The following is a 724-nucleotide window of genomic DNA, read 5'->3' on the forward strand; positions in this document are numbered from 1 at the left end:
CGGGATGGGCTGATCTGGACCTGGGTCGCCAGCAGGCGATCATCAAAGCTGTGTTGGATCACGCGGTCATCGCACCGGGCACACCGGGTGCGCGCCGCCTGGACATCGGCCGGGTCCAACCCGTCTGGCGCGTGTGAACACGTGGTGGCGACCGCACTGCGGCCCATCACACTGGGCGACGGTTAGGCTGCAGCCCAGCTATTTTCGGTTTCGGCGGCGATCAAGTCGGTGTACTCGACGCTGGCGACAAGCCGATGTTCACGGGCACGCCCCGCTGTTGCAGCCGCCAGCCGATGACCCGGTTGTCGTCGGAACCATCACCGCACGACCGGGTCGGCTCAGCGGCGCCGGGGTGCTGGCGGTGCCAGGCTGCTCGGCGGGCGCGCAGCGCGGCCATGGTGGTCGAGAATCGCTGCGATCTGGAGGCAACGTGGCCGCGATAGCCCAGCGTGTGCAACCAGGCCAGCATCGGCCCGTAGCCGGGCAGGCCCGCCAGATCGCGCAGCGTGCACAAGATGGCGCGGATATGCTCGCGCACGTTGAGAGCCTCGATCGCCATCGGCGAGATGCGCTGCGGTGCCAGCCCGAACTCGGCCACCGACTTGCACACATACTTAGCCACATCACTGCGAGGCCGATTACCGCGCTTGGCCGCGTAGAGCCACAAATACCGAGACTACGAACTGGCCTGCGCCGCAGCCGCCGCATAACTGCGAAAGTCAAG

The 724-nt window shown here is 67.0% G+C and carries 1 protein-coding gene; it reads right to left on the reverse strand.

Features of this window, described 5'->3' with window-relative positions:
- Nucleotides 1-220 precede the first annotated feature (220 nt).
- Entirely contained in the window at nt 221-622 is a 402-nt protein-coding gene (locus F6Q13_RS18630) for a replication initiator (RefSeq protein WP_367141373.1), read from the reverse strand.
- Between the last annotated feature and the right edge of the window lie 102 nt (nt 623-724).

The organism is Mycobacterium sp., from assembly GCF_008709575.1.
GTDB lineage: Bacteria > Actinomycetota > Actinomycetes > Mycobacteriales > Mycobacteriaceae > Mycobacterium.